The 21941-nt window shown below is 36.1% G+C and carries 29 protein-coding genes; 11 read left to right on the plus strand and 18 right to left on the minus strand.

The window, feature by feature from the left end:
• Positions 1 to 260: 260 nt before the first annotated feature.
• Positions 261 to 890: a DNA-binding protein gene (locus MNY66_RS11895; RefSeq protein WP_241500946.1), complete on the plus strand. Its 630-nt coding sequence runs from the start codon at positions 261 to 263 to the stop codon at positions 888 to 890.
• Between the two features lie 23 nt (positions 891 to 913).
• Here the strand turns inward: MNY66_RS11895 and MNY66_RS11900 are convergent, their stop codons facing one another.
• Positions 914 to 1561: an RES domain-containing protein gene (locus tag MNY66_RS11900; protein ID WP_241500947.1), complete on the minus strand. Its 648-nt coding sequence runs from the start codon at positions 1559 to 1561 to the stop codon at positions 914 to 916.
• Between the two features lie 588 nt (positions 1562 to 2149).
• On the opposite strand from MNY66_RS11900, the gene yefM reads away from it, so the two are divergent.
• Together yefM and MNY66_RS11910 are read left to right on the plus strand one after the other, a co-directional pair.
• Positions 2150 to 2401: a YoeB-YefM toxin-antitoxin system antitoxin YefM gene (gene yefM / locus MNY66_RS11905; RefSeq protein ID WP_241500948.1), complete on the plus strand. Its 252-nt coding sequence runs from the start codon at positions 2150 to 2152 to the stop codon at positions 2399 to 2401.
• Positions 2398 to 2652 (plus strand): Txe/YoeB family addiction module toxin, encoded by a 255-nt coding sequence (locus MNY66_RS11910; RefSeq protein ID WP_241500949.1) that lies wholly within the window; start codon positions 2398 to 2400, stop codon positions 2650 to 2652. The genes yefM and MNY66_RS11910 overlap by 4 nt, the downstream gene beginning before the upstream one ends.
• 47 nt (positions 2653 to 2699) lie before the next feature.
• On the opposite strand, the gene MNY66_RS11915 is transcribed toward MNY66_RS11910, so the two are convergent.
• Entirely contained in the window at positions 2700 to 3044 is a 345-nt protein-coding gene (locus tag MNY66_RS11915) for a hypothetical protein (RefSeq protein WP_241500950.1), read from the minus strand.
• Positions 3045 to 3553: 509 nt separating this feature from the next.
• Between MNY66_RS11915 and MNY66_RS11920 the strand changes: the two genes are divergently transcribed.
• The 6 genes from MNY66_RS11920 to MNY66_RS11945 all read left to right on the plus strand — a co-directional run bounded on the left by MNY66_RS11920 (position 3554) and on the right by MNY66_RS11945 (position 6767).
• Positions 3554 to 4000: a DUF3290 domain-containing protein gene (locus MNY66_RS11920; RefSeq protein ID WP_241500951.1), complete on the plus strand. Its 447-nt coding sequence runs from the start codon at positions 3554 to 3556 to the stop codon at positions 3998 to 4000.
• 8 nt (positions 4001 to 4008) lie between these two features.
• Positions 4009 to 4659: a DUF421 domain-containing protein gene (locus MNY66_RS11925; RefSeq protein ID WP_053907799.1), complete on the plus strand. Its 651-nt coding sequence runs from the start codon at positions 4009 to 4011 to the stop codon at positions 4657 to 4659.
• Positions 4660 to 5153: 494 nt separating this feature from the next.
• On the plus strand, positions 5154 to 6113 hold the full coding sequence (locus tag MNY66_RS11930; RefSeq protein WP_241500952.1) for an Rpn family recombination-promoting nuclease/putative transposase: 960 nt from the start codon (positions 5154 to 5156) through the stop codon (positions 6111 to 6113).
• A gap of 18 nt (positions 6114 to 6131) precedes the next feature.
• Positions 6132 to 6323: an RpnC/YadD family protein gene (locus tag MNY66_RS11935; protein WP_241500953.1), complete on the plus strand. Its 192-nt coding sequence runs from the start codon at positions 6132 to 6134 to the stop codon at positions 6321 to 6323.
• An 18-nt stretch (positions 6324 to 6341) separates the two neighbouring features.
• Positions 6342 to 6557, plus strand: a complete 216-nt coding sequence (locus MNY66_RS11940; protein ID WP_241500954.1) for a hypothetical protein — start codon at positions 6342 to 6344, stop codon at positions 6555 to 6557.
• Between the two features lie 18 nt (positions 6558 to 6575).
• Positions 6576 to 6767 (plus strand): RpnC/YadD family protein, encoded by a 192-nt coding sequence (locus tag MNY66_RS11945; RefSeq protein ID WP_241500955.1) that lies wholly within the window; start codon positions 6576 to 6578, stop codon positions 6765 to 6767.
• Positions 6768 to 7038: 271 nt separating this feature from the next.
• On the opposite strand, the gene MNY66_RS11950 is transcribed toward MNY66_RS11945, so the two are convergent.
• The 9 genes from MNY66_RS11950 to MNY66_RS11990 all read right to left on the minus strand — a co-directional run bounded on the left by MNY66_RS11950 (position 7039) and on the right by MNY66_RS11990 (position 14460).
• A complete protein-coding gene (locus tag MNY66_RS11950) occupies positions 7039 to 8061 on the minus strand; it encodes a hypothetical protein (RefSeq protein ID WP_241500956.1) in 1023 nt (340 codons plus the stop codon).
• An 18-nt stretch (positions 8062 to 8079) separates the two neighbouring features.
• A complete protein-coding gene (locus MNY66_RS11955) occupies positions 8080 to 8607 on the minus strand; it encodes a fimbrial protein (RefSeq protein ID WP_241500957.1) in 528 nt (175 codons plus the stop codon).
• A gap of 17 nt (positions 8608 to 8624) precedes the next feature.
• Positions 8625 to 9125 (minus strand): fimbrial protein, encoded by a 501-nt coding sequence (locus MNY66_RS11960; RefSeq protein ID WP_241500958.1) that lies wholly within the window; start codon positions 9123 to 9125, stop codon positions 8625 to 8627.
• Positions 9118 to 9516 carry a hypothetical protein gene (locus MNY66_RS11965; RefSeq protein WP_241500959.1) on the minus strand — a complete coding sequence of 133 codons (399 nt, stop codon included), beginning with the start codon at positions 9514 to 9516 and terminating at the stop codon, positions 9118 to 9120. Before MNY66_RS11965 ends, MNY66_RS11960 begins: the two co-directional genes overlap by 8 nt.
• A gap of 28 nt (positions 9517 to 9544) precedes the next feature.
• On the minus strand, positions 9545 to 10252 hold the full coding sequence (locus MNY66_RS11970) for a fimbrial biogenesis chaperone (RefSeq protein ID WP_241500960.1): 708 nt from the start codon (positions 10250 to 10252) through the stop codon (positions 9545 to 9547).
• Positions 10253 to 10262: 10 nt separating this feature from the next.
• On the minus strand, positions 10263 to 12737 hold the full coding sequence (locus MNY66_RS11975) for a fimbria/pilus outer membrane usher protein (protein WP_241500961.1): 2475 nt from the start codon (positions 12735 to 12737) through the stop codon (positions 10263 to 10265).
• Positions 12738 to 12751: 14 nt separating this feature from the next.
• Positions 12752 to 13294, minus strand: coding sequence for a fimbrial protein (locus tag MNY66_RS11980; protein ID WP_241500962.1), 543 nt, complete (start codon positions 13292 to 13294; stop codon positions 12752 to 12754).
• A gap of 58 nt (positions 13295 to 13352) precedes the next feature.
• The gene (locus tag MNY66_RS11985; protein ID WP_241500963.1) at positions 13353 to 13895 is read right to left on the minus strand and encodes a fimbrial protein; all 543 of its coding nucleotides are present in this window, start codon (positions 13893 to 13895) and stop codon (positions 13353 to 13355) included.
• Between the two features lie 277 nt (positions 13896 to 14172).
• A complete protein-coding gene (locus MNY66_RS11990; protein WP_241500964.1) occupies positions 14173 to 14460 on the minus strand; it encodes a helix-turn-helix domain-containing protein in 288 nt (95 codons plus the stop codon).
• A gap of 1792 nt (positions 14461 to 16252) precedes the next feature.
• Between MNY66_RS11990 and MNY66_RS11995 the strand changes: the two genes are divergently transcribed.
• Positions 16253 to 16468: an RpnC/YadD family protein gene (locus MNY66_RS11995; protein ID WP_241500965.1), complete on the plus strand. Its 216-nt coding sequence runs from the start codon at positions 16253 to 16255 to the stop codon at positions 16466 to 16468.
• Between the two features lie 198 nt (positions 16469 to 16666).
• Here the strand turns inward: MNY66_RS11995 and MNY66_RS12000 are convergent, their stop codons facing one another.
• Positions 16667 to 17059 (minus strand): SMI1/KNR4 family protein, encoded by a 393-nt coding sequence (locus MNY66_RS12000; protein WP_047254744.1) that lies wholly within the window; start codon positions 17057 to 17059, stop codon positions 16667 to 16669.
• Between the two features lie 164 nt (positions 17060 to 17223).
• Between MNY66_RS12000 and MNY66_RS12005 the strand changes: the two genes are divergently transcribed.
• Positions 17224 to 18374, plus strand: a protein-coding gene (locus MNY66_RS12005) for an IS3 family transposase (RefSeq protein WP_241500966.1) whose coding sequence is annotated in 2 segments (ribosomal slippage) — positions 17224 to 17500 and positions 17500 to 18374 — 1152 coding nt in all. Because the reading frame shifts where the segments join, the coding sequence is not laid out codon by codon here.
• A 1-nt stretch (position 18375) separates the two neighbouring features.
• Here MNY66_RS12005 and MNY66_RS12010 read toward each other — a convergent pair.
• The 6 genes from MNY66_RS12010 to MNY66_RS12035 form a co-directional block, all read right to left on the minus strand.
• Complete coding sequence (locus MNY66_RS12010; protein ID WP_241500967.1) at positions 18376 to 18600, minus strand: hypothetical protein; 225 nt, start codon at positions 18598 to 18600, stop codon at positions 18376 to 18378.
• Positions 18601 to 18630: 30 nt separating this feature from the next.
• Positions 18631 to 18807 (minus strand): hypothetical protein, encoded by a 177-nt coding sequence (locus MNY66_RS12015; RefSeq protein WP_241500968.1) that lies wholly within the window; start codon positions 18805 to 18807, stop codon positions 18631 to 18633.
• Positions 18808 to 18868: 61 nt separating this feature from the next.
• Positions 18869 to 19207 carry a hypothetical protein gene (locus tag MNY66_RS12020; protein ID WP_047254742.1) on the minus strand — a complete coding sequence of 113 codons (339 nt, stop codon included), beginning with the start codon at positions 19205 to 19207 and terminating at the stop codon, positions 18869 to 18871.
• A gap of 263 nt (positions 19208 to 19470) precedes the next feature.
• Positions 19471 to 19974: a contact-dependent growth inhibition system immunity protein gene (locus MNY66_RS12025; protein ID WP_241500969.1), complete on the minus strand. Its 504-nt coding sequence runs from the start codon at positions 19972 to 19974 to the stop codon at positions 19471 to 19473.
• 373 nt (positions 19975 to 20347) lie between these two features.
• The gene (locus MNY66_RS12030) at positions 20348 to 20851 is read right to left on the minus strand and encodes a contact-dependent growth inhibition system immunity protein (protein ID WP_241500970.1); all 504 of its coding nucleotides are present in this window, start codon (positions 20849 to 20851) and stop codon (positions 20348 to 20350) included.
• A 578-nt stretch (positions 20852 to 21429) separates the two neighbouring features.
• Positions 21430 to 21753, minus strand: a complete 324-nt coding sequence (locus tag MNY66_RS12035; protein ID WP_241500971.1) for a hypothetical protein — start codon at positions 21751 to 21753, stop codon at positions 21430 to 21432.
• Positions 21754 to 21941: the final 188 nt, after the last annotated feature.

Consider the following 21941-nt stretch of genomic DNA (forward strand, 5'->3'; position numbering starts at 1 on the left):
TAAGTCCCCTTATGTTAAATCAGCGTAATAATAGCCCTATCATTGCGCTGTTACGTTTAATACACGTTCTGTCTAACCTTAAAGGATTGTAAAACACGATCTCAAATATCAACCATCTGTTCATTCGTATAATGAACAACCTTAGTAGAGGTTATACTCTATTGCGACAACACCCTCTGTTTAATTTGTATGTTTTTACGTCACTTTAATTTGACACTTTACAATTACATGTCTATCCTAAGTGTCAAAGAGAGGTGAATATGACTAGCACAATTCAAAAAGAATGCCGCAAACCACTGTCCGCAGAGCAAATGGCCGTGTTTGACCGTTTATCAAATTTGTCAGTCGAGTTAGTGGCAAAATTAGCTGAAAAAAAACAGCTAACTACCGCTCGCAACATGACAGATAACGAGCTGGCTAAACTCTTTTTTGAAACTCAACTAGACCGGTCTTCTGAGATGTCACCGCGTGAAAAACGCAAAATAGATCATCTAAATAAAAGCGCGGTCAAATTTGCAGAACATTTGAAAAGACTCGGTGGAACATGCAGGGCAAGTACAGCTGCTGACATCCTCGGAGTAAAAAGGCAGACAATTAACAATCGACTGAAAGCAAAAAAATTGCTGGCAGTGCAGATAGGGGGCGAGAGCAAATTCCCAACATTCCAGTTTGACGGAAACCGCATGGTTGATGGACTGGAAAAAGTTTTATTGTTACTAGCAGATTTTAGCCCAGTCACTAAAATCTCGTTCTTGACTGCAATGTATTTTTTCGATGATGAAGAAAATTTAAATGTCATCGATGCACTGAAAAAATACGGCACAGCAGGTGAACACATGAAAGAGATCCGCAAACAAGCCGCTCTCTTCGGTCAGCAGGCATCTCACTAAAAAGGCCTCTTAGGGCCTTTTATTTACGAGTCATCTGTACTCACTTGAAATTGTAGTGTTTCCACCACAATTTCAAATCCATCAATGTCTTTTTCCTGCCAGTTTTGAGGAAAATTATCTGGGTTCGAATCAACATGTGAATAAACGGAACTATGTGTAACATCAACTAAGGGGCCTATCTCCCCTTCGCGTTCCCAGAAGGCAGTACACATCCCCACACCGTAATGTCTGGAACTGTACGAAATACCATCATACTGTAGCCCTGGTGTGTTAGCAGCCCAATCGGTAATGGCTTGTGTAATATCCTGTCGATTCCCCATCGTTTGATCAGCAGTAATATGCAACATACCCTGCAACTTCGTCATATTGATGGTTCTCGTATCACGAGTCGTCTCTAGCGTATACATCTGAGCCTGGTGTAAATCACTCAAACCGAAAGTGAAATTCTCTGGGTCACGTTGGTAGACTCTTCCCAACGATTCAGCTATTGCCGAGGCTGCGTTATCTGCAGCGTAGCAGATACCTGTGCGGCCTGTAGGATCATTGTAGCGACCTAACTGTTCTGGGTCCATCGGTGCGCCATAATGCACACCTGAAGGATATTTTTCCCATTGCCAGCGCATTTGTTGAGTACCTGTCTCACGAATGTCACTTGGAACACGCCCCTGCATTTCTAACTGGTTTAACTGCTCATGGATAGAATCTCCATTCGTTTTCTTTTCTGTTGCCACCGAACACCTCTGTTTCTTTCAAAAATTATTTGAGCCATACATTCACCATTACTGGGATATAGGGAGTTGATCGGCCTACGTGCTTGCCCGTAAGCCACTTACCTTTTTAGGGGCATACGCATCTTAGGTTTTGTGGCGCGTAGTTTCAACGATATGATTTATATGACTTCTAATTAAGAGAGTTAACAGAGAGAGAAAAAGCAAATAGAGCAGCTAAATTGTGAAATATCGGGGCCTGCACGAAAACAGCATATAGCGCGGGAGTACGCCCTATTGCTATAGGTCAGCCTGTTCAAAAGTCAGGTTTAACGTACCTGATTTTCGTTCTCAAAACGCCCCCATAGATATTCATTATCTACAGAAGAACCATATCCTGAATTACTCATTTTTGTATTGCAGAACATTCGTTTAAGCCCATTTATTTCAAATAGTCGATGAATAGAAAAAATATAGTCATCCATCAATCTATTTACTTTCCCCCTCACGCATTGTACAATTAACTGTACAACAACTTAAAGGAAAGGATATATGAAAGCGGTAAGCTACAGTGAAGCCAGACAGAATTTATCAACAACAATGATTCAAACAGTTGAAGATAGAGTACCTGTACTGATCACGCGCCAGAATGGCGAATCATGTGTACTGATGTCTCTCGATGAATATAACTCTCTCGAAGAGACGGCATACCTAATGAGATCACCAAAAAATGCACGCAGACTTATGGACTCGATAGAAAGCCTAAAAGATGGAAAAGGGATGGAAAGGGAAATTATTAAGTGAAGCTAACATGGTCTGCCGAAGCATGGGAAGATTACTTGTACTGGCAAGAAACGGACAGAAAAACCGTAAAAAAGATAAATGAGCTCATTAAGAATGCCAGTAGAACACCATTTGAAGGAAAAGGTAAACCTGAACCTCTGAAACACAATCTTGCTGGGTTCTGGTCACGAAGAATTACGGCGGAACATCGATTAGTCTATGCCGTTAGTAATGATTCCTTGCTAATAGCATCATGTCGTTATCACTACTGATATTACCTAACCGGGATAAGTGTTTTTTTATGATTATGCTTGCACGATTATGTTAAATAGTTTATATCCCTAGTGATGCTTAAGCTTTCTTTTAAGTTATCTATCAACGTATTGTAGATGAGAACAGCGTGCTGATCCGCAGTATACATATCTAAGTTGCTCTGATACTCCGTAAACATGGCTTTAGCATACTCGGGCACGTTATCTGGCTGTGCTTGGGTTTTAATTTTCTGGGCTATTCTATCTATTGCTGGACTATCTATTGCTGGGCTATCATCTTTTGTTAACAATCCCAATCTAGTTAGTTCATCATTGACTCGTTCCTTGACCACTTCAGTCGAGATCACATAACAGAACGTCGAGCATGGTCTCAGAAGGGTTTCTTTTTGCATTTCCCTTCTGGTCAGTGATATCTGTTGGAGCGTGGAGAGCTATCCTTCCCTTAACCACATCACCTCTAGCGGATATATCTAATCCTCGGTGAACAACGCTATTTCTAAGCTCTCTCATGTATGTAAGGATCGTCCTCCTTTCAGCCCCTAATTTTCCAGTTATTTTCGTATGGATGTACTTCTCATCACGAGTAAAAAGTGATCTGCTTATCACGCATGTCATCAATAGTGGAAAATATAGATTCTATTAAGCAGCTTTACTGGGATCGTAATGCCTTATCCTCTACAGAGGGGGTTAACTTGGAGATTTTTTCTATCGCGTTATTTGTTTTCGTTAAGTACCAGTTTATTGAATTTATTTGGAACACAGTAACCGCATTGGTAAAAATCAATGACAGGCCTCGGATGATAATTGATAATTCTTAATTGTTGTTTAACATCAGAGTGAAAATGACAATAAATCACTATAATAAAGATGAAAATCGTAAACAATCAGGGATCATGTCGATATGAAGTTTTATGGAATTGATTATTTACAAACGCAGTCCAATATAAATGATTATTTAAAATATATTATTATTTTTGCCACGTTGTTTATTTTAATCGTGCTGTTCGTCCTGTATATGCGTCATCGCCTACAGACTAAATATCGGGATTTAACAATTATCACCTTTTTATTTTTACTCTTCATTTCGGGAGTTCAGTACGCGGATTATACCGATAGCCAAAATATACACTCAAAATCATCACAAATGGTTAATTTTGTAAGGGCATTATCAAAAGAAAAAGATGTAAATATAAATTCTATCTTTTCCAACTCCGTGCAGTTATCAGAGGGTGTCATCGTTAAAATCAATGATCGCTATTACCGTATTAACTTAAGCCCGGATCAACAGACTTACAGTTTAGTCGAAGTTTGGTTAACTAATCCCACAATAGCAATCATAAAAAATTGAGGAATAAAATGATTATTTACACACCTATTATTATAAAGCTGGGGTTGGGCATACTGTGTTTGATTGTTCAAATAAATCTGATGGGAAAAGGCAATCTGGCCCCCTCGTCCGCAATGGATCAGGTTCAAAACTATGTTTTAGGTGGGATTATCGGCGGTGTTATTTATAATGAATCGATCACCGTGCTGCAGTTTGTACTGGTGTTAATTATCTGGACTTTGCTGGTTTTTGTTCTTAAATTTTTAAAAGAGAATAATCCCTTAATTAAACGAATTATTGATGGAAAACCTATTACCTTGGTCCATAATGGCAGCGTTAATGTTAAAGAGTGTTTAAAAAATGGGGTTTCTGCCAATGATTTGATGTTTAAATTAAGGGCAAATGGTATTTATGAAGTAGAGCAGCTAAAACGCGTCGTTCTCGAACAAAATGGGCAATTGACGATTATCCAAAGTGGCGATGAAAATATACGTTATCCCATTATAGTAGATGGCTTAGCGAATCATGATTTGCTTGAAATTATTCACAAAGACATTGAGTGGTTAGAAGATAAAATCTCAGAGCAAGGTTTCAGTAAAATCAGTGAAGTCTATTTAGGTGAGTATTTGTCAGGTAGGATTAATTTGTACGGATATGAGAAAAATGGTCTCAAAGTTTAAGTGCGATGTGCTACTGCTCGGGCTCTAAACTTGTTATTTTCTCAGTATCTAATGACCCGTGATAAGTCGTTTCACGCATGCCATGTCATGCCATCGGGTAAGCAAAGTGTCTTGATTTCGTTGTACAGAACAGTAGCGATATCTTTGTCGTAGCAATTAAGGCAATAAAAGCCTCCCAGCATCTGTGTAAATTGTCCTAAATATCAGCGACGATCCTGCCTGCAATATTGGCGCCCGCAATTTTACGTCCAATATCAATAGCTTTTATAACACGGTGATATTGACGAACCAAAGAGGTGATCCGAAGCGCCGATATCGCCTATACGCTGTCTAATTATTATGCAATATTACCCTGGTCAACATTCAAGACCGCCTAAACGGTTTTCTCATGACTTAATCTATCGGTAATGGAAAAATGAACCGGAGATAGATCCCCTAGGGTTGAAGTGACCCCATAAAGTTGGGCGCTTTAATTGTAATAATGAAAGGACACAATGAAACCGAAGCACACATCCACCGCACATGATGGGGCATTTAAGGGGTTTATGACTCAAGTTGACAGTGCCAGAGATTTTTTTGAAATACATTTGCCTGAGCATATCAAATCCCTATGTGATTTCAGTACATTAGCGCTCACTAACTCTTCCTTTATTGATAAACAACTGCGCTCTCGATTGTCGGATGTGTTGTATTCGGTGCACACGACTCAAGGTGAAGGATATATTTATTTACTGGTTGAGCATCAAAGTTCCCCGGATAAACTCATGGCTTGGCGGCTGATCCATTATGCTTTCTTAGCGATGAATCAGCACCTTCAGCAGGGGCATAAAATATTGCCGTTGGTTGTGCCAGTTCTGTTTTATCACGGTGGACGTTCACCCTATCCTTTCTCTCAATTATGGACCGATTGCTTTCCCTTACCGGATATTGCTAACCACCTGTATACCCGACCTTTCCCACTAGTAGACGTCACCGTCATTGATGATAATCAGCTAGTCAATCACCGTAAAGTGGCCGTGATGGAACTGGCGATGAAACACAAGTATTTACGCGATGAATTTGAACAGGTGATCCCCTTATTGGCGCACGCGCTAAATCAACACTATAATAGTGACAACGACATCGTCACTATTCTCAATTATCTATTCATTGCACTAGACTCCCCTAACTTTGAGCATATTGTCGAACAATTGAGTCAACAGGCAGATAAACATCAGGAGGTTATCATGAATATTGCACAGCGCTTACAAGATAAAGGTCGCCAAGAGGGATTACAGCAAGGTATTGCACAAGGTATTGAGCAAGGTATTGAGCAAGGTATTGAGCAAGAAAGATTACGTGCACGTCAATGTCAAGTAGAGTTAGCCCGTAACCTGTTAAAAAGCGGGATTAACCTTGAACTGCTTATTAAAAATACCGGATTAACCCGCGAAGAATTGATTTCTTTACCGTGATTATTTAAGGATATCCTGATGTGTATTGCACAGCGCTTACAAGATAAAGGTCGCCAAGAGGGATTACAGCAAGGTATTGAGCAAGAAAGATTACGTGCACGTCAATGTCAAGTAGAGTTAGCCCGTAACCTGTTAAAAAGCGGGATTAACCTTGAACTGCTTATTAAAAATACCGGATTAACCCGCGAAGAATTGATTTCTTTACCGTGATTATTTAAGGATATCCTGATGTGTATTGCACAGCGCTTACAAGATAAAGGTCGCCAAGAGGGATTACAGCAAGGTATTGCACAAGGTATTGCACAAGGTATTGAGCAAGAAAGATTACGTGCACGTCAATGTCAAGTAGAGTTAGCCCGTAACCTGTTAAAAAGCGGGATTAACCTTGAACTGCTTATTAAAAATACCGGATTAACCCGCGAAGAATTGATTTCTTTACCGTGATTATTTAAGGATATCCTGATGTGTATTGCACAGCGCTTACAAGATAAAGGTCGCCAAGAGGGATTACAGCAAGGTATTGAGCAAGAAAGATTACGTGCACGTCAATGTCAAGTAGAGTTAGCCCGTAACCTGTTAAAAAGCGGGATTAACCTTGAACTGCTTATTAAAAATACCGGATTAACCCGCGAAGAATTGGTTTCTTTACCGTGATTATTTAGCAAGATCCGTCGTAAACCCTCGTCCACGGCGGTGGACATAAGATGCCGGCAATGCCGCTTAACAAACGGCTCTGGCAACGATTGTGATGTTAACGCCGCGCTGAATATCAAACAGCAGGATATATTTGAATTACTTACAGCGGGCAGAGCAGTCACTTTCTTATCCATTATATACCAGCCTTGTTGTTAGATTTAACCTATCAAAAAGCAGGCACATACATAATTTAAATGACAGTCTCAACCGTTGTTAAATTAACTTAAACTTAAATGTATTCAAAAATTAATACACCACCACCATTAATATTACCTACCGCTGCATTGGCACTATTTTTTCCTAAGGTCATACCAATATTTAATGTTTTACTTGTAATTCCTTGGAGAGTGGTGATTAGTTGTTGTTTGTTATCAACAGATAGCTCACCATACCAGCCTGATGGTGTACTCCCTGAATCAAGACTCGTGCGAGTTGGGTTAGCAACATCAATTGGTTTGGATGGTTGATAAGTCACCTTTATATTACCTGGATGCGTACAACTAACCGTAATTTGTTTATTCAAATTCTTACCTTCCGCTGTAGACTGCGGCAACGTGCCAAAATTAAAGTCCAGCTGAGTTTTATCTACGCTACAGGTATTCACTACCGTGACATAAAAAGTGAGCCTTGCTGAGTTCTTAGGCTGAATTAATGCGACAGAACTTAGCCATTTACTAGGTACTTCAGGATTCCTTACCCCAAATAAGGTAGTATCCACTTGGATTATATGTGGGGTGTTTCTAATAGGTAAATTAGTATTACTCACTAGAGTTATCGGAGTTTGTCCACTAAAAGCACGAGGCGTATAAGGCGTTGAATTACAAATTGCACGCCCAACATTACCGCTACTTTGGCCTATCTGTGCATATTGCGTATTAGGATATCCAGAAATCGTGCCCAAAGATTGTGGTAAAATAATGGTGAAATCAAAAGACTCTTGAGTTATAGGATCAACATATCTCACTGAATTTGGTGCAATAACATATTGCACGTTAATTGAATTAGGGGTGCCGCCATAAGGTGCACAGGCACGGGAACCCCAAGCATATTCTGTCATTTTACCGCCAGAACTGCTTAAAAGTGCATTCAATGTTAAGTTTACACCATTAAAGTTAGCACCAGTCCAAGTTGTACTTGCTGTAAACTGAGTTGCATTATATCCCATTACAGTCCAATCATCAGGATCACCAGCATAGCTAATATTTGAAAAAGCAAATAATGCCACGGGGAGTAAAGAAAAAACTTTTTTCATAATAAGACCTAATTAAGATTATAAATAACTCATCAAAATAGCAACCGTACTGTCAAAACTACCTTCTGTTAATAATGATTTATCAGGAGTAATTAATGATGCACGAAGAATAAATGAGCCTTGTAGATCACTACTGCCAAAAGGAATCCATTTGTTTAAATCAAGATTAGTATTTCCTTTCATTAAAGAAATCCCTAATCCATCTTTTGAAGTACGTAACACATTATTACCTACTTGTGTATAAGTGCCATATTTTGTTGGGTATAAATATAGATTCATCACTTTATTAGCCGGTACAGAACTTCCTGCACAGTTATATTTAAGTTGGATGTCTTTATAAGCAGTCCCATTCTCTACTTCAGAAAAATCAATATTATCAAAGTTTACAAATAGTGGTGATTGATTATTGTCGCCTAGTATTGTACAAACAGGTGCAACAATAGTTGCCGTAATATTAACTCTTACATCCGCACGGCCACTATTAAAATCAGCGGCAATACTCGTATTAGATAAAAACAATAATAAGAGTAAATTTCTTATATGCATCACATTAAACCCTCTTATTAATTATAATTAACCATAATACTGGCAGTACCATGAATAGTTCCAGGATTAGCAAAATCACCTTTAGTTAAAAATGCATTTAAAATCAATTCTGCTTTGTTATCATTATTTACTTGAACTTCCAATGGTTGATTAAATGATATTAGTTCTCCACTCATATTTTCGAGGCCGACGATAAGACCCGTTCCACCTTGAGTATTCAAATAATCAATACCATTTCGCCTATACACATTCGCAGAATCTAATGAGATTTTTATAATTTTATTCATCAATGTTGGCGTACAGTTTTGGAATTCAATCGAAAATGATTTTTTATCCGATATATTTCCACCTACTTCAATATATCCTAATGAGTAGGGTATAAATTGAACTGTTATATCTGATTGTTTAATCTCACATTTTTTATCAACTAAGTTACCATTGAAATTAATAATTAAATCATTGGCAAAAGCTGGAGCCACGATCAAGCTAACTAATATGACCAATATTTTTTTAATCATAATCTAGCTCCATAATAACTGATTTACCCTTAATCTGTTTAGTCTGTAGATAAACATCATTTCTACCAGAGAAGAGTTTATGGGATGTCATTATTGGTTGATCTCCTTCAAACACCTTCGCTTTAGCCTGCAATGGAATTTTCATATAATTATCATTAAATAAGCATTTATCTAATTTAATGAAAAAGAAATCCCCAATATATTCATTAGCTAAAATAACACATGGAGAGTACATTAAACTTATTTTGAAATTCAGTTTTCCACTAAGTTCATTCATCTTCATTGCTGATGTCGTATCATGTGAAGGAAAATAATTATTTTCCTCATACTGAGTAGCCATGCTACTAAATGAAATGAATAAAAAGTAAAATCCCAAATAAAAATGCTTCATTGTACGCTCACTTTGTTAGCCCTAAAAATTATTGTTTATCAGCTTTACATATAGATGCATTACAGTTAAATGAAATTGTTGGTCTTCCGCCATAATCATTAATATAAGTTAAATAAGGCTTTTGAAAATGAGCTGTTTTAACTTGGTAAGAACCAAAAGGTTCAATCATGAATGAATCAAATGCCCCATTTTCTGACTTGTTTTTATCTCCGGCTAAACCTATAACCGTTAAATAAAATGGAGATGTATTTTTAATCATATAACCATTGCTTACAGATTGTAACTCTAAATCTAAAGCCCAATTTGTTTTTGCTTTATCTAAAATAGCCTCTGGACGATAGAATAATTTTATTCTTGATTGTAATGCAACCTGCATTACATTCGGCTTATCACTTTTAGGAGGGATCTCTCTTAAATTAAAGTAATAAATAGACTCTCTATCTTTCGGCAGTTTAGACACATCTGTAGTCGATATTCTAATCATACTTTTTACGTTTGGTTCCAAACGTTGGACTAATGGTGTTGATATTAAAGGTCCAGTTGTTAATTTATTACCATCTTTATCATCAATCCAAGATTGAGCTAAATAGGGCAAAGTGTCACTTTGGTTTTCAATATTAATAACAACAGGATTAGAACTTCCTTCTACAATCGCTCTTGTTCTATCTAGGGATACCGCCGCCATGCTGTTATTTGCTATAAATAATAATGGGATTAACAATAAATTATATTTCATAAAAAATTCTCTATTTCTCACAAATTAAGATAATTTGAGTCGCATTATCTAAGATTGGTAATGTCGTACTACATTGTGTTTTATTCGACCAGTTAATATTTAACTTTTCTTCTGATTGAACTGCTGTTAACCAAACTAATCCATTATCACTAACTATTCCTACTTCTCTCCCCTTTTCATTTAACACTTGGGAACCAAATGGCGGTGAGCCTGAATTATCGGACATTTTAATATTTGCAAATAATTTAAAACCTTTATCTGCACTTATTTTTCTGTATCCAATAGCACCTTCTGTTAATGCTATATCATATACTGTATTTGATGATTCAATATTATCTGGTAGTTTACTCAAATCCACATTGTAACTATTCTTATAATAATTAGTCATGTTAGGGATAACACCAATACCTAATCTATTAGTTACAGTTGTACCATTATTTAAAGGAACATCAGCAATATTATTTGTATCTATCATTAACCTTGACGCAGATGAATATGATGAACTATGTAACGCAACACCATATTGCGTCAATGTCACGCCACCATTAAGTCCAAAGCCTAAACTATTATCACCTTTATCTGATATAGACATATTACTATTTATAGATGCATAGCGTGTCGGTAGATCATACATTCCAGCAAGAGTACTTTGTTTTTTAGCATCTTTACCGTAGCTTGTTGATGCGCTTAAATTATAATAGTCATTATCATCTGTTAAGTTAGAGACTGATACACGTGAATTATAAGTATCGTTATATTTCATGGTATCAAAAGTATAAAATTGTTTACCAAATGGTACTGAAAGCATTAAGCTAATTTGGTCATCATATTTATTTTGATAATAATTTCTATTTGCTGATAATGTAACACTTCCTCCTTGTAGGTTTAAGTAAGGAATATTTACACTTTTACCTATATTAAGACCATATTGATGTGTCTGACCTTTATCCCAATATTGTTGCAATTGATAATTTAAGTTTATATTAAACTCACCTAATCGCTTAGAAAGCGTTATTTGGTAACGTTCTTTTTCATTATCAACCGTTCTATCATCCCTTAAATTTAAATATTGAGATAATGTATAATATTTTCTATCAGTAAATCGATATCCTGCGAAAGTTAAGTCCATATCATAATCATCAAACGTTTTCGAGTAATTAACACTGTATGAATTACCTGAAGGACTATTGTGATCTAATTGTGTGAATGAACGTGCAATATTCACAGAAAGTGCACCAAACTGATTCATAAAGCGACCAATACCTAATGAAATCTGTTGATACCCTTGGCTAATATCTGTTGCTCCATTTAATGACCAATTATTATTTAAACCGTGGGAAGCCTCTGCTCTAAAAAAGAACACACCACGGTATACCGAATGATCAACTTTTGTTGGTTGCCCAGCAGATACATTGTATCGTGTAGTCCCTGGACGAGTTAAATACGGTACATTAGAACTATTCACTATAAATTGTTGCTCGCTACCATCTTGCTCAATAATTTTTACATTGAGCTCACCGCGAGTCCCACTATTTAGTGATTGAATTTTAAAAGGTCCAGCTGGCACATTTCCATCGTACAGCACACGTCCGAGTTGTGTGATAACAACACGTGCGTTAGTTTTAGCTATACCTGTAATTTCAGGTGCATATCCACGTAATCTTGGCGGCAGCATAGAATCATTAGTAAATAATGATAATCCAGTGAATTTAATAGGCTCTAAAATTTGTGACGGTGTTGTACTTTCACCTATTACTAATTTGGAATTTAATTCTTTTATATTTCTATATAAATAAATCGCATTAAATAAAAAACTACGAATTGTCGAAGTTTGTCCATTAGAAACTTGTTTTTGATAATTACCATAGTATTCACTACGTAAACGCCATGCACCTAGATTAGCACCTATATATCCGCTAATAGATGCAATCTGATGTTTTAGGCTATCTTGGTCACTGTATTGATAGTTTGCATTATAATCTAATAATAAGCCATTAATACCTTCATCCCATAATGATTTTGGTAACCAGTTATTATCCATATACTCCAAGTATAATTGTGGTATATTTAGCGTTACTATTCCTTCAGGTAAATTAGGTATAACACTAACCCCTTTTAATACAGAGAAGTCAATGCACTGTCCATTATTCCAATAGGTTAATTCATCAATATACTTTTCTTTAATCCCTAAACTATTAATGTAAGACTTATCAATACATACATCACTTACAGATGCATCTTTGCTGTCACCAATAATTTGAATAGGAACTGTAGACTGAGTTAATTGAGTATTATTAATAATGATGTTAAAAAAATACGTTCCCGGTAGAATAAAATTAGGGTTTTTAAATCTTGATACGTCAATATTAGCTTTATCTTCGCTATTAAGTATATCGGTATTAAACTCTACAGAGTAAGATGTTTTTGATAAACAAAGCATCGATACCATAAATACAGTTATTTTTTCTTTTATTGATAACATCATAAATACTCATTAAATTAGTAGTAATCGATATCAAACGTAATGATACTTGAAAATTCTCCTAATTGAGGCCTTAGCTTATCAGCAACAATAACTTCAGATAAAAAGTTTAGGTGTTGTTCATTAATTGATTTTGTTTCGCCAGATACTCTTTTTAAATTATAAATTGGGTAATACTGATTAGGCTTCACAATATCACTCCCACTTAATATATAAATAGCTAAACCATCAGCATCATTAAATTTAAAGCCATTAAAATTATTAGTTGCTGGACCGGTAAATTTTATTCTTATAGGGGATTTTTTATCATCAAGATAAGAATTTGATAATTGACAATTTTTTAAAATTATTTTAAATGGTTTTTTTATTATATTTTCATCTAACTTGCTTAAGGCATAAGCACCAAAATCAATAATTTGATCTTTATTTGTTAACTGAATTGAACAACCAGAAACTAATATCTCACCTTTTACTGTTGCCTGTCCCCAATTCATTGTAGCAAAGACCGGCATACTAAAAATAGATGAGAATAACAGGGTAATAATCAGCAAGTTTTTCATAATATTAATTTTTCAGATTATAGGCTCCTTCACATAATAATGAAGGAGCCCGTACAACTTACTGGTATGCGATTTCGAAAGTAGAGATAGTTGTGAAATCACCTGCTGTTACAGCATCAGCACCTGCTTTCTTAACGAAGGCAGAGTAAGTTAATGTATTATCACCATCACGTAGATTCAGTGCAGATGGGGTTCCAAAAGTAATGTCTTTGATACCCACAGCAACGTTTGCAGCACTACCTGTAGTTGCTAAAAGGTTTTGACCTGCAATTTTGCTTACGCCATCAAAGGTAATAGTTGCAGTTTTAGTTACTGTTACTGGGTTCTCTGGATCTGTATTATCAATAGAACTCAAAGTACAGCCTTTCAGATTCAGATCAAAATTTTTGTATTTTGAATCGCCATCATTTAATTGGCTTAGAGATAACTGTCCAAAATCAACAACAGTTGCTGTACCACCTTGACCTGCATCTAGATTACAAGGAGTATCACGAATTTCACCTTTAAAAGTTACTGTTCCTGTATTTACATCTGCAAGTGAAGCAAATGATGTTGTTAACATAGCCGCAGCTAATACAGTCATAGCTTTATTTAATTTCATACTATTTCCTATCAAAGTTTAAAGTTTAATTATAATTTGATCTAATAAAATTAAGATTATTTAATTACTCAATACAGATAATGCTATCTGTATTAGAAAGCGTTTTATAAAAAACACTTTCTAATACATAAAAACTCAACAAATCACCCCATCATTACTTATAGAGTTAAGATGTCAGTTAGAATGCTTTATTTTAAAATAATTAATTAAAAATTATATTTAAGATAATTCCAATATTGTTGTTTGAGTTAATGTTATTCCTAGCAAAGTATTAATTTTATAACATGTAATTTTTTGGTACGACATTACATCCATCAGATTTGAAAAATGATGAGTATGAAATAAAGTCTAACAATGATACATTCATTACTGATAATATAAATGCAAAATCTGATAATGATAAGGTATTATATCCTCTTTCATACCGTGAGATTTGCTGCTGGCTTACTCCTATTAATTTACCAAGTTCAGTACCACTTAAACCTTTTTGTATTCGGATCATTCTTATAAACTCACCAGCTTCAGAGTTAATTCTCTCAAAACAATCTTTTTCTTGTGAAACCATAAAAGAATCTCTCTTTTAAATTAATTATTAAAATTTAAATAAAATGGATTGTAAATAATTTAATACTCATTGATTGAGTATAATCTAACGCTTATCTAAATCTGGTTAAAGAAGTTTATTCCGATTAAATTGACGATATATGATAGTCAGATTCTATCAGTCAGAGATAGTCAATCGATAATTTTGATGTGATTGTAAGTGAAATTACTGGATTTAAAAAAGAAACTCATTGATTAATAAGGTTTTTTATATTTTACTCGTTAGATGATAATTTTATTCCTCAATCAGCTAATTAAATTAATATTTTCTATTTATTACCTATATATAAAATAAATTGTTACACATTATAGCATTAGAAAATATACACACTCCTTTTGCGCGTTTTTATCTAAAGGTATTTCTTATCAATGGGGGAGTTAATAATATAAATAATTAAAATAAAAACACTTAAAGTGTGTTTTGCTATTTAAGATTAATTTTTTCCTTAGCTTTACTTAAGCGTGATAATTGTTCTTTTGTATTACATTACATAACCAACCTCTCATTCTTATTCTTTTTCTTTAGTTAAAATAAACACTATTATGGTATGAGAATGTTAAAGCAGACCTCACTCATCCATACATAAAGAATACAAATGATTTATAGCTAGATGCTTAGTCAACGATAAGATATAGATAAAGTCTAAATCATATATTTCCATGTTAATAATGAGCTCTATCTAAGTTGTTCTTGAATGCTATGTTTAATCTGAAGTGATTGTCCTACCGTGACTAACACATTTAAAAAATGCCAACATATTAATCATTACTCTATCGACTATATTTAGTGGTACCTGTACTTGATAGTGGTTCGAACAATGATAATTTAATAACTCTTAATTTTTTCAGTTATTTCTATAAATTAATCAGCTATAAAAATAATTTTTTGATGGCTAACTTCTGCCACTTTCTCCGTTCATGCTGCTGAATACATTTTCATATTATCGTAATTGCTAGCACAGTTTTCATTTGTTAATTGAATACATCGGTTAGATTTCCCCAACTGTTTCGAGTGCTGTGGTTGTTAGTTTGCTTTCCGGAGAAAACGAGATAAGCCAGCTGTAATAGTCTAAGCATTCCGGATACTTTGTTAGAGATATAATGAACAACGCTAACGAGGTATGCACTGCGAGCTAATGAATGTGAAGTCTAGGCAGCAACCCATATAACTTTGAGAAACTTAACTATTTTTTAAGCTTAATTTCGTTATATGACATTGAAAGGGTTATGATAATAACCAAGTTAACGCATATTTATTGAATTATAATGCTAGATGTCATGCCCTATTTAAGATCGTTCGGCTAAATCACTATTGATCGCCTCAGGCAGCACTTGAGTTATCATCACTGACTATGCTTACCCCTAACTTTACTTTCATTCAGCGTTGCGCTCTTTTAGCCACGTCAAGCATCAGATCCCACGCGGTGAGAATTTTGAGCCATGTTTCTATCTTTGTTATGGCAATCGATGCAATATCTATCGTTGCAATAAAAGTAATAAAGGCATCCAGGCATCTCTGTAAATTGTCCTAAATATCAGCGAGGATCCTGCCTGCAATATTGGCGCCCGCGATTTTACGTCCAATATCAATAGCTTTTACAACACGGCGATATTAACAAGCCAAAGAGGTGATCCGAAGCGCCGATATCACCTATGTGCTGTCTAATTATTATGCAATATTACCCTGATCAACAGCCAATACCGTCTAAATACCCGATGAATTTGAGCAGGCAGATAAACATAAGGAGGTTACCGTGAATATTGCACAGCGCTTACAAGATAAAGGTCGCCAAGAGGGATTACAGCTAGGTATTGCACAAGGTATTGAATTAGGTATTGCACAAGAAAGATTACGTGTACATCAACGTCAAATAGAGATAGTCCGTAACCTGCTAAAAAGCGGGGTTAACCTTGAACTGCTTATTAAAAATACTGGATTAACCCGCGAAGAATTGGTTTCTTTACCGTGATTATTTAGCTGTGATTATTTGGGCATAATGATTTAGATAAACAATTATTATTGGAATATCTATTACACTAAAATAAGGTGACCGCCTAGACGCTCACCTTAAATTGAACACTGATAGATGAAAATATTTATAGGGTCGATTAATGGGATTTGGTTAACCCACAATATTCCTTACCAATTTATTCAGGAATCATCATCTCTAGCCTTCAGCCATTTCAGCTTTATAGCTAATTGACTCAAGATTTGCCATTTTTAACCATTCATTAAAGCTATCAACGTAACCTCTGTCTTCCCAACCTGCCAAAGCAAAGGCATGAACGTAGTAGATTCTTAGCTCTCCTGATGTATCATCACCATCAAAACAAACAATATCGTCAGAATAACGTCTGTTCGCAAAGGGGATCAATTTTCGTTCGGGATAAAGCTCTCTTACTTTTTCACACCAAAAATCGACATAGTTTTGAGCACAACAAAATAACCACCATGGTTCTAGATCTTCCAATTCATCACCTGATACATAATCAATAAAGCTATCAGGAAAAGAAAAACCAAAATGTAAGTAGTTTTTATACATATTTGTTCTTTTGAACATTTATTTATCCTTCCCTGTTATTATTGGAGAATAGGATGAGCTATTAAGATTATTTTTACTAAAATCTCGACTTTGGCTATTAATTATTTCTGTGATAGCTTGATCTGCTTTAATCAAACAGGACACTTTAATAATGGAATATAATCCAATTATTGAGGTGTTAAATGAAAAAACGAACAAACAGATTTTATACTACTGAGTTTAAGCAAGAAGCGGTCGCATTAGTCACCGAACAAGGTTATAGCGTCCCAAAAGCGGCAGCTTCATTAGGGATCACCGATAAATTACTTTATAACTGGAAAGCAAAATTCGATGCTGAACAATCCGGTAGCAGCTTGAATGCCGATGAGAGAGCTGAGCTATTAAGGCTTCGAAAAGAAAATAAAGAACTTAGGATGGAGAAAGAGATCCTAAAAAAAGCCAGCGCCCTCCTGCTAAAGGAAACCAAGTAGCGTTTAAAACGATTAAGCAATTATCTTCACAGTTTCCCGTGCTGAAGCTCTGCAAGTTAATGAAAATAAGTCGTTCTGCCTACTATGCTTGGCTTAAACGCCCAGCAAAATTGATCACCGCAGAACAACTTAGCCTGTACCGCAGAGCCAAAGCTATCTTTGAACAGAGTCGAAATAGCTTAGGTTATAGAACGTTACGTAAACGGTTATGCAAAGAGGGCTTTAGCGTGAGTGCTTATGGCGTTCAAAAGCTAATGGCTCAGCTTGACCTAGTCGTCACTCAGCGCGTTGCTTACAAAGTCACCACAAAACGCAAACACAGTGATGCCGTAGCCGATAATTTGCTCAATCAAAATTTTAATCCTCACGCACCTAACGAAGTGTGGGCGGGTGATGTGACCTATTTAAAAACAGGGGAAGGCTGGATGTATTTAGCCATCGTGATGGACTTATACTCACGCCGTATTGTGGGTTGGCACATCGATAAACGAATGGCGGCAGATTTAGTCAGTAAAGCCTTGATGAAAGCGTATAACTTACGCCAGCCCGAAAAAGGCTTAGTCTTTCATAGTGATAGAGGCTCTCAATATACGAGTAAGCGATATCGTCACTTACTGACAAGTTATGGTATTCGAGCCAGTATGGGCGATGTCGGAGCTTGTTGGGATAACGCCGTTGTTGAACGATTTTTTGGCAGTTTAAAACACGATTGGGTACTGAAAATCCCACAGCCGACTCGGAAACAGATGAAAGAAGATGTTATCGCGTATATGCGCTATTACAACCTAGAAAGGCTTCATACTGCCAACGGTGATCTGCCCCCCATTGAGTATGAACAAAATTCCTTAAGAAAAGTGTCCTGATTTAGTTGCGCAGAACAGCTTTACCCCATGTTTTAGCAGAACCAAAACGTCCTGAATCAACCATATCTTTTGGTAATGGATCGTTAAAATTTCTTACATTGGCTTCAACTTTTATACCCGCTCCCCTAGCAGTACTAATTCTTGTGTTATCCATGCTAGTCATTTTTCCATCAGGTATTTTGATGACATCAACGAGATCACCATTCCACCCATATTTTTTTGCCAAATTGTTCCGCCATTTTTACTGAAACTTTCTCTACCAGATCCCCCCCTTAGCAATACCTACATCTCCCGCAAACGTACCCGCAATATCAAAAATTAACTTATCCCCTTCACCCCCTGCTTTGAATGCGCCTTCCGTACCTGCTTTTTGGTATTCAGCTTCCATTTTATTAAAACGTGAAATATATGACTGCCTGACAGCATCAGTCATAATTCCCAAAATATCATCGCTTCGCAGAACGGTCCTTATGGCTGCATAAGTCTCTTTAGGATCACTCTTTAGGATCACTGGCTAGATGGGCTAAACTATCAATTGTTTCATATAACCCAGCAGGTATACCGCCTATCATGCCTGTACCAAAAGCAACATCTTGGTCTATATCGATGTAGAGCCATTTCATCGCAATCAGTGCTTTTTTGAAGTCATTCGTTTCGGCTGCGAGCTCTCTATTTTTTAACCCGTCTTGATGGTGAGATAGATAATTATACCGAAAGGTGGTTTCAGCCGCTTCGGCTCCGCTATAGACTCCGCCGGGTTTTCCGGTAAATACACAGCCCGCTATCCGCCAAATGCACGAGAAACTTGCGCTTGAGATCCTGAAATTGATCACTATTCGCTGACTTTTACTATCTTTTCAGCAAAAGATGTGGCGTTCGGTTAGAGATGGGTTAGTAAAGGAATTTGGAATTTGGAATTGAGTTAGATAGACAGCCTCGAAAAAGGGAGCGGCTAAAGAGGGAGCGGCTAAAGTGGCTTGTGCAGTTAATTCTGTATCAGCGATGACTCATAAATTGATTTACATTCAGTAAGGTGAGCGTTTAAACGCTCACCTTTAATCGAACACTGATAGATAAAAAGATTTATCGCGTTAGATTAAACATAATTTCTGCAGCGTAAAAAAGCTTTTTTGACTGCAGATCCGAACATCTCATCTGACACACTGGAAGGCAAAATAATATTATCCTCTTCCTTCATTCCCTGCCCACCCCATGCTTCGAGCTTTTCGTGTGAACATGGTGTAACCTTTATTTCATTATTCAACGACTTAATTGAACAAAAATGCATTTTTTTAAATAATGCTTTGCGGTTTTTATAGCCCCACATGTCCATGGCTTCAGCAATCCATAATTTATATCGCACCGCAACCTTATCACGATGAAAAAAATCAGGATCTTTGGGGTCTACCAGGCGACTTAAGGATAATGCATGCCGAATGGCATGACCGAACTCGGCATCTGCGACCTGTTTGGTAAAATAGATCGGGCTCACTAAATTATCGCTAACCAGTAATCCATGTCCAGATGTTGTTTTTATGCAATAAAATTTTTCAGTGGCATAAATGGAAGCATTGAGTCCTTGTCCAAAATTATCAATCATTGAATTTCTCCCGTCACAACAGTGACTTTTACAGTAATCGTCCTATCCGCCAAATGCACGAGAAACTTGCGCTTGAAATCCTGAAATTGATCACTATTCGCTGACTTTTACTATCTTTTCAGCAAAAGATGTGGCGTTCGGTTATCGTTCAGTTCGAGATGGATTAGTGAAGGAATTTGGAATTGAGTTAGATAGACAGCCTCGAAAAAGGGAGCGGCTAAAGAGGGAGCGGCTTTCTAAGCCATTTAATGCACCGCGGATAATTATTATTGGAATATCTATTACACTAAAATAAATACACTAAAATAAGGTGACCGCCTAGACGCTCACCTTTAATCGAACACTAATAGATAAAAAGATTTACCGCGTTAGATTAAACATAATTTCTGCAACGTAAAAAGGCTTTTTTGACTGCAGCTCCTAACGCCTCATCTGACACACTGGAAGGCAAAATAATATCATCCTCTTCCTTCATTCCCTGCCCACCCCATGCTTCGAGCTTTTCGTGTGACCATGGCATAACCTTTATTTCATTATTCAATAACTTAACTTTACAAGTGTGCATCTTTTTAAATAATGCTTTGCGGTTTTTATAGCCCCACATGTCCATGGCTTCAGCAATCCATATTTTATATCGCACCGCAACCTTATCACGATGAAAAAAATCAGGATCTTTGGGGTCTACCAGGCGGCTTAAGGATAATGCATGCCGAATGGCATGACCGAACTCGGCATCTGCGACCTGTTTGGTAAAATAGATCGGGCTCACTAAATTATCGCTAACCAGTAATCGATATCCAGATGATGTTTTTATGCAATAAAATTTTTCAGTGGCATAAATGGAAGCATTGAGTCCTTGTCCAAAATTATCAATCATTGAATTTCTCCCGTCACAACAGTGACTTTTACAGTAATCGTCCTATCCGCCAAATGCACGAGAAACTTGCGCTTGAAATCCTGAAATTGATCACTATTCGCTGACTTTTACTATCTTTTCAGCAAAAGATGTGGCGTTCGGTTATCGTTCAGTTCGAGATGGATTAGTGAAGGAATTTAAAATTGAGTTAGACAGCCTCGAAAAAGGGAGCGGCTTTCTAAGCCATTTAATGCGCCGCGGATAATTATTATTGGAATATCTATTACACTAAAATAAGGTGACCGCCTAGACGCTCACCTTTAATCGAAAACTAATAGATAAAAAGATTTATAGGGTCGTATTTATTTAATTTTATCTGAAGGTTAGATCGGTTCACATTGAAATTTTACTATTCTAGTTTAATTTATTTAGATAAAGATAAATAAGCTAGCCATAATATAACTTGAAATATCATTGAGATAGCTTTTTATCATCGTACACTTAGGATTCAAATCTTAATAATTGCTTTTAAATAATATCTATTCTATTTATTTTGAATTTTTATTTTGTTTTGCTATTTAAAACTCAATTTTATTAGATTACTCTTTAGGCCATGTTAATCCTTCATTAATTTTTTTATACCAATATTTTCTTGAATAAACGTCATCTCGGTCAAAATGATATACGAAATTTGCTAAATTTTCATTTAAAGGAAACTCATATTTATATAAAGCAGTAGCTATTTTTTGTTGAATATTATATAACGAGTCAAATATATCTTGGCAATCATCAAATTTTCTGCCATTAATTTGTGAAATTAACTCTAGACATTCAGTTTCATACAGCATTAATTTTCGCCTAATCTGAGCCGTTAATTCTCGGTACTGAATTAATTCATTTTCTAACAGTGCCCATATATCCATTTTAGAGTTTCCTTATTTTGTTTTAATTGGCTGAATATGACCTATTTGCCCAGTGGTAGGATTATAAATAATTTCTAATTCGACAGCTTCATACTTATAGTACCCTGAGGCACCTTGCGGATCTGGTGTTACCTTGGGTTTATTTTTTAAGGATTTCATTGGGTTGGATGAATGGAGCTGAGCACCTT

Origin of the sequence: Moellerella wisconsensis, from assembly GCF_022592395.1 — a bacterium.
Classification (GTDB): domain Bacteria; phylum Pseudomonadota; class Gammaproteobacteria; order Enterobacterales; family Enterobacteriaceae; genus Moellerella; species Moellerella wisconsensis.